The 6,973-nt window shown below is 61.4% G+C and carries 7 protein-coding genes; 2 read left to right on the forward strand and 5 right to left on the reverse strand.

Going from position 1 to position 6,973, the window contains the following annotated elements:
- Position 1: 1 nt before the first annotated feature.
- The 5 genes from FVF58_RS47965 to FVF58_RS47985 all read right to left on the reverse strand — a co-directional run bounded on the left by FVF58_RS47965 (position 2) and on the right by FVF58_RS47985 (position 4,687).
- A complete protein-coding gene (locus FVF58_RS47965) occupies positions 2–703 on the reverse strand; it encodes an ABC transporter ATP-binding protein (RefSeq protein WP_149676522.1) in 702 nt (233 codons plus the stop codon).
- A complete protein-coding gene (locus FVF58_RS47970) occupies positions 700–1,467 on the reverse strand; it encodes an ABC transporter ATP-binding protein (RefSeq protein WP_149676523.1) in 768 nt (255 codons plus the stop codon). The genes FVF58_RS47965 and FVF58_RS47970 overlap by 4 nt, the downstream gene beginning before the upstream one ends.
- Positions 1,464–2,531, reverse strand: coding sequence for a branched-chain amino acid ABC transporter permease (locus FVF58_RS47975; protein ID WP_149676524.1), 1,068 nt, complete (start codon positions 2,529–2,531; stop codon positions 1,464–1,466). Before FVF58_RS47975 ends, FVF58_RS47970 begins: the two co-directional genes overlap by 4 nt.
- Positions 2,528–3,388 carry a branched-chain amino acid ABC transporter permease gene (locus FVF58_RS47980; RefSeq protein WP_149676525.1) on the reverse strand — a complete coding sequence of 287 codons (861 nt, stop codon included), beginning with the start codon at positions 3,386–3,388 and terminating at the stop codon, positions 2,528–2,530. The genes FVF58_RS47975 and FVF58_RS47980 overlap by 4 nt, the downstream gene beginning before the upstream one ends.
- A 90-nt stretch (positions 3,389–3,478) precedes the next feature.
- Complete coding sequence (locus FVF58_RS47985) at positions 3,479–4,687, reverse strand: ABC transporter substrate-binding protein (RefSeq protein WP_149676526.1); 1,209 nt, start codon at positions 4,685–4,687, stop codon at positions 3,479–3,481.
- Positions 4,688–4,963: 276 nt separating this feature from the next.
- Here FVF58_RS47985 and FVF58_RS47990 point away from each other — a divergent pair, with 276 nt between their 5' ends.
- Both FVF58_RS47990 and FVF58_RS47995 read left to right on the forward strand, forming a co-directional pair.
- The gene (locus FVF58_RS47990) at positions 4,964–5,809 is read left to right on the forward strand and encodes a FadR/GntR family transcriptional regulator (protein WP_149676527.1); all 846 of its coding nucleotides are present in this window, start codon (positions 4,964–4,966) and stop codon (positions 5,807–5,809) included.
- Positions 5,810–6,183: 374 nt separating this feature from the next.
- On the forward strand, positions 6,184–6,648 hold the full coding sequence (locus FVF58_RS47995; RefSeq protein ID WP_149676528.1) for a hypothetical protein: 465 nt from the start codon (positions 6,184–6,186) through the stop codon (positions 6,646–6,648).
- Positions 6,649–6,973: the final 325 nt, after the last annotated feature.

A 6,973-nucleotide genomic window follows, 5' to 3' on the forward strand; every position in this document is an offset into this window, starting at 1 on the left:
GTCAAACGACGCCCACGCCGAGATAACGGTCCTTGATCGACTCGTCCGCGGAAAATGACGCGTTATCGCCCGCATAAACGATCACGCCTTGTTCGATGATGTAGTGGCGGTCCGCGAGTTGCGTGCAGACTTCGAGGTTCTGCTCGACCAGCAGAATCGCGACGCCCGCTTCGCGAATCAGCTTGAGCTGCGCGACGATTTCTTCGACGATCACCGGCGCGAGACCCTCGACCGGTTCGTCGAGCATCAGCAAACGCGGATGATTCATCAGCGCCCGGCCGATCGCGAGCATCTGCTGTTCGCCGCCGGACAGTTGCGCGCCACCGTTCGTGCGCCGCTCCTTCAGACGCGGAAAGATGCGGTAGATGTCGTCGAGTTGCCATGGCGAGTCTTTGCGCGCGCCGAGCCGCAAGTTCTCTTCGACCGTGAGCAGCCGGAAAATGCCGCGATGCTCGGGCACGAAGCACACGCCGCGCGACGCGATCTTGTGCGGCGGCATGCCGCCGACCTTCGCGCCGTTCAATGTCACCGTGCCGCGCCGCGGTGTGACGACGCCGGCAATCGCTTTGAGCGTCGTCGATTTGCCGGCGCCGTTGCGGCCCAGCAGCGAGACCGTCTCGCCATCGTCGATCTGCAACGAAACGCCTTGCAGGATGTGGCTCTTGCCATAGAAGCCGTGAATCTGCTGCACGTCGAGAATCATGCGCGGCCTCCGGTGATCATGTTGCCGAGATAGGCGCTGCGCACGCGCTCGTCGCCGCGAATGTCGTCGGGCCGCCCTTCCACCAGCACGCGGCCTTGTTGCATCACGGTGATCGTGTCGGAGATATCCATCACGATGCCCATGTTGTGTTCGATCAGCACGACCGTGTATGCGTCGCGCAGGCCGTGGATCAGTTGCTTCATGTCGTCGAGGTCGTCGATGCCCATGCCCGAGGTCGGCTCGTCCAGAAAGATCGCCTTGGGCCGCGCCGCAAGCGCCATGCCGACTTCGAGCCGCCGCTGCTGACCGTGCGAGAGCGCGCCCGCCGATACGTCGCTGAAGCGCTGCAGCGCGAGCCGTTCAAGCACGCTGTCGACCGTGTCCACATGCGCGAGCGCACCGTGCGGCGGCGTCCACGCATTCAACGCACGCACGGCGTCGACACCTTGCGCGGCGAGGCGCAGGTTTTCGCGCACGCTCAGATTGGCGAACAGACTCGTCACCTGAAACGATCGCGCGACGCCGCGGCGCACGCGCTTATGGTCCGGCTCGTGCGTGACGTCGTGGCCGTCGAAGACGATCTTGCCTTCGGTAATCGGCAGCGTGCCGGTCAGCACGTGGAAGAGTGTGGTCTTGCCCGCGCCGTTCGGACCGATCACCGAATGCACGGTGCGCGGTTTGATGCTCAGATTCACGTCGGAGAGCGCAGTGAATTTGCCGTAGCGTTTTACTACACCGCTCGCTCGCAGAATGGGTCCGTTCATGCGGCCTCCTTGTCGGCGTCTTTGTCCGCATCGTTGTCCGATTCCGGAGATGGCTTGCGGCACAGTGTTTGCCAGATGCGCTCCCCTAATCCCCAGAGTCCGCGTTGCATGAACAGGCTGACCGCGATCAGCACGATGCCGAGCAGCAACAGCCAGCGCGGCCACAACGTCGAGAGCCAATCGGCGAACAGCACGTAAAACGCCGCGCCCAACACCGATGCGAACAGATTGCCGGTGCCGCCGATCACCGTCATCACGAGGATCATCTCGCTCGTGTGGTAGTCGATGTTGGAGAGGGGCGCGATACCGGTCATCAGCGCATGCAGCGCGCCGGCGAGTCCCGTGACCGCGCCTGAGATCACGAACGCCATCAGCTTGAAGCGCTTGACGTCGTAGCCGACGGCGGCGGCCCGTGCTTCGTTGTCGCGAATCGCCAGCAAGGTCCGGCCGAATACCGAATGGGACACGCGCATCAGCAACCAGAACACCACGAGAAATAGCCCCGCGACGAAGCCGTAGTATTGCCACGGCGAGGTCAGCGGCACGAGTGTTTTACCCAACACGCTCAGCGCGGGGCGCGGAATGTCGAGCAGGCCGTTGTCGCCGCCGGTCAGATCGGGCGTCGTGTAGGCGAGAAAATAGAATAGCTGGCCGAACGCGAGCGTCAGCATCACGAAGTACGTGCCGCGCTGGCGAATCGAAAACCAGCCCACCAGCGCCGCGGCAACGGCGCCCGTCACGATCGATGCAAACAACGCCACTGGCAGCGGGAATGCGGTTTTAGTCAGCACCAGCCCCGCGCAATAGCTGCCGAGTCCGAAGAAAATGCCCTGCCCGAACGATAACAAGCCCGTGTGCCCGAGCAGAAGATTGCAGCCGAGCGCGGCCAGCGCGAACACCAGCACTTCAGTCGCGAGCGATCCGGAGCGCAGCGTCAGCGGCAACAAGCACACGACCAGCAGCGCAAGCAGCAGGAAGCGATAGCGATGCAGCGAGTGCTTGACGCCCTGTCGAGTGGATGAAGAGCGAACGCTTTGCATCGCGGGCTTCGAGGTGTCGATCATGCGGCCCTCCCGAGCAAGCCGTTCGGACGCAGCAGAAGAACCGCCGCCATCGCGACGTAGATCATCAGCCGCGCGCCTTCGGGCCACAAAGTACTCATCACGCTTTGCACGACGCCCACCAGCAGGCCGCCGACGAGCGCACCGAGAAAGTTGCCCATCCCACCGACCACGACCACGACGAACGCGACGCTGAGCGCCTCGATGCCCATGAACGGATCGACGCCGCGAATCGGCGCGGCGAGGACGCCAGCCAGCGCGGCAGTCGCGGCCCCGAGCGCGAACACGAGGCTGAAAACGCGCGATACGTTGATGCCGAGCAGCGACACCATCTCGGTCGATTCACTGCCCGCGCGCACCGCGCTGCCGAGGCGCGTGCCTTCCAGCACCCACCACAAAAGCGCGGCCAGCACGGCGGTGAAACCGATCACGAACAGTCGGTACTTCGGATAAACGAAACTGCCCCAGATCACCACGCCGTTCAGTATGTCGGGGATCGCGACGTTATCGCCGAGCGGGCCCCAGATCAGGATCGCGCATTCCTGCACGACGAGTGCGAGGCCGACGGTCACGAGGATATGAAACTCATGCTGCTGCGCGTAGACATGCCGCAGAATCAGTTTCTCGACGACCCATGCCAGCGCGCCCACCACGATCGGCACGACGATGAGCGCAGTCCAGAAACTCATCGACCACTGCATCGCCTGATAGCAGAAGTAGGCGCCAAGCAGATAGAACGCGCCATGCGCGAAGTTCACGAAACGCAACAGGCCGAATACGATCGACAAGCCGACTGCGAGCAGGAAATACAGCATCCCCACTCCGATGCCGTTGACGATCTGCAGGAGATAAACGTTCATGGCGTCCGTCTGATGGTGTGGCAAAGAGGTGTCGCGATCCGGCCTCGTGTTCGCGATGAAGGTGCCGCGCTTGCGTGCGGCACGCAGGCGTCACGTCATCTTGCAGCCAGTCTTCTCGAGCGGCAGGAAGGATTGGCCGGAACTCACGATATCCGCGTAGTCGTCGGCGCTTTTCATCTTGTTCTTCGCCTTGCCCTTCAACAGATAATAGTTCTTTAGCACCTGGTGATCGCCTGCGCGGACCTCCTCCGGGCCCGTCAAGCCGTCGTATTTCATGCCTTCGAGCGCGGCGATCACCTTCTTCGGATCGATCGTGCCCGCCTTGATGATGCCGTCGAGCAGGATCTTCGTGCAGACATAGGAACCCGCGAGGCTGTAGTTGGGGTTCGCCTTGAACGTCGCATTAGCGCGCTTGACGAGATCACGGTTGAGCGGTGAATCGATGCCGTGCCAATACTGCGCGCCGAAATAGACGCCTTCGCAAAGATCCGCACCGAGCGATTCGAATTGCTCGAGACCGGACGCCCATGCCATCAGAATCGTGCAATTGTTCTTCATGCCGAAGCTCACCGCCTGGCGCAACGTATCCGACGATTGCGATCCGAAGTTGAGAATCAGCAGAACGTCGGGCTTCGCAGCGACGGCGTTCGTCAGATAGCCGCTGAACTCCTTCTCGTTGAGCGAGTGGTAGCTGTTGCCCACATGCTCGATGCCTTTCTCCTTGAAGATCGCCTTGGCCGCCGACAACAATCCGTCGCCGAACACGTATTGCGGCGTGATGGTGTACCAGCGTTTTGCTTTGGGCAAAGTCTGGATCAGGGGACGCACTGTCTGTTCGATTGCGCCGTAGGTCGGCACCGACCAGCGGAACGTTGCGGCGTCGCAGTCCTTGCCGGTGATTTCATCCGCACCTGCTGTCGTGATGAAAATACCACTGGCTTTCTGCACTTCCTTGCCCATCGCCAATGCTTCGGAGGACAAAATACCGCCGGCAAAGAAGCGTGCGTTCTTCTGCTGCGCGATTTCCTGCACGCGACGCACTGCCGTCGCAGGCTTGCCTTCCGTGTCGAGCGTCGTATAGGCGAGCGGCTGACCGAGGACCTTGCCGTATTGTTCGATGGCGAGCTTCATACCGAGGTCGGCGTATTTGCCGTTCGCGGCGAAAGGCCCCGACATCGGCACCGGACACGCGAACTGCACGGCGCCAGCCTGCGCGAACGCGCTGCGCGCGGCCAGCGAGCCCAACGTCCCCGGAACGGCCGACAGCGCGGCCAGCTTCAACATATTTCGGCGATTCAAAATGACGCTCCTTAGCAAAGAGACACGCACTGACCGGCTACGAAACTGCGCACGCATGACGCGAACGACTACTTGAGCTTACTGGCCGCCTTGAAGTTTTCTACCCCGTCGGCTTTGTTCTATTTATCATGATAAATAGGTTGGACTCGATCGTAGGTACAATAAATTCGAGTGTCAATACGGCAAAATTCCTGGCGGTATCCGGAGACGTTTCAGGCCGTGACGCGGCGCGTGGATTGATCGAGGATCGTGCGGGACAAACTGGGAGCATCGAATATGGCCATCGACCGAGCCAAGGCTGGCGCCGCGATTGAAATCAAACAGCAAAAGCGCGGCGATCTGGTCGCCGAGGAAATCAAGCGGCTCATTACGGAGAAAGACCTGAAGCCGGGCGATCGCCTGCCGCGTGAAGTGGAACTGCAGCAGCTCTTTTCAGTGAGCAAGAGCACGATCCGCGAGGCGTTGAAGTCGCTCGAAGTGCAAGGCCTGATCAAGGTGACCACTGGTCCGAGCGGCGGCGGCATGGTGGTGGAAGTGCCGCTCGATCGCACGTTGCAGCTTTTGCAAAACTATCTGTTCTTCAAGGACGTCTCGATCGACGACATTTACACCGTGCGCAAATTGCTGGAGCCGGAGCTCGCGGCGGGCGCCGTCCCGCATCTGACGGAGCAGGACTTCGACGCGCTCGAAGCAAGCATTGCGTGCTGCGATCGACCGGCGTCCGCGCATGGCGGCCAGGACATCGTGCGGCAACGTCAAGAAGACGTGAACTTTCATGACATTCTGGCGGCCGCGAATCCGAATCCGTTTTTGCGTTTCAGCTGCGAGTTGATCAATGAAATGATTCGGCAGCTCATCGAGTTTCGTAACGACACGCCGCAATCCGAACATGAGCGGTTCGGTCAGGCGAACGTCAAGATTCACAAGGCGATTACGAAGGCAGCGCGTGAGCGTGACGTGGAGAAGGTGCGGGAGTTGATGGTGATCCACATGACCGAAGCGCCGCGTTATGTGAAACGCATGAAGGGGAAGTTGCGGGGGCGTTTGATCCTGGATTCGGAGATCCGTCGACGGATGCGGGCGCGTAGTGTTGCGCCGTCGGATGAGAGTGGTGAGGAGTGAATCGGTTTTGACGAGTGTCGGTTTTGGTGTGCGACGAGCGCCGGGTTTCGGGGATGGGTCGAATGCTGTCGGCGTCTCGCTTGCGTAGACGTGGCGTGCTTGCTGGCGCGGCTTTTTGGGCCACGTCTTCGCCATGTCGTGGTCACTTGTGGCAGTAGGTCTGTTGATGACGCGCCCGCTGTCATGAAGGGCGGCCGATAGGCGTCGCCCGGATGAAGAAAGGAGGGGCTGTGATGGAAAACGGCTGCAATTGACGTGGAAACAGCCGCCAGCCGGCGTTTCGGCCTGTGCATTTGCGGTATGGACAACGAGGGCTCAATCTTTTCCGAGGCGCGCCGTTATTGCATCTGCACCGGTATAAACATTGGACCTTCATGGCACAACCTATTCCCTTTTCACGCAACGCTGGAGTTGCACGCGCGCGGCATACGAAGGCCATGCTGTTGCCCATCGCACGGCAAATCGCCGACGACCTCGCGCTACGGGTGCATCTGGCGCTCGACATCTTGCGCCGGGGCGCCGGCAGCAAGACCGACGCGCAGACCCTCACGCAGACCATGCTGCTGACCGGCTTTCTGGCTGAGTTGGGCTTCGGTTCGGTGAGCGGTGAGAAACTCGAAGCGGCGGACCGCGCTGTGGCAGCGGTGTTCGATATCGGCCGGGAGACCGGTAAGTGGAGGTTGGACGATACAGGGGTCGCGCTTTTTGCGCCGATCGCGACGAGTTACGACCGGCAACTACACAGCGCGCCTCTTTGGGCAATCACGGATGCGAGCGCGCGGCTCGACCGTTTTATCGCGGGTGTGCCTGAGCAGACGTTGGTGCGCAAACGGGCTTAGTTAGATGGGCGCGGGGGCGTTTTGGGAAGTTGGTCCGCACGCGGTGTACCGGGACGGTGCGCTGCGGGTGAGTCGCGACGGCGCGTCGGTGGTGGGCCGGGGCTATCTGGAGACCGGTTATGCTAACGCGCTGCGGACCGGGAAGCCGTGACGTGCGGGGAGAGGATGGAGCGCAGTTTCGCAGCCGTTTTCTGCCGTTGCACCCACCGGATTCGGGCGCCCCAAACGCAGAAACCCCACCTTTTGGGGGTGGGGTTTCTGTTCACTGCGGGGGAGCCTGACGATTACCTACTTTCACACGGGCAATCCGCACTATCATCGGCGT

The organism is Paraburkholderia panacisoli (genome assembly GCF_008369935.1).
GTDB classification, from domain to species: Bacteria; Pseudomonadota; Gammaproteobacteria; order Burkholderiales; family Burkholderiaceae; genus Paraburkholderia; species Paraburkholderia panacisoli.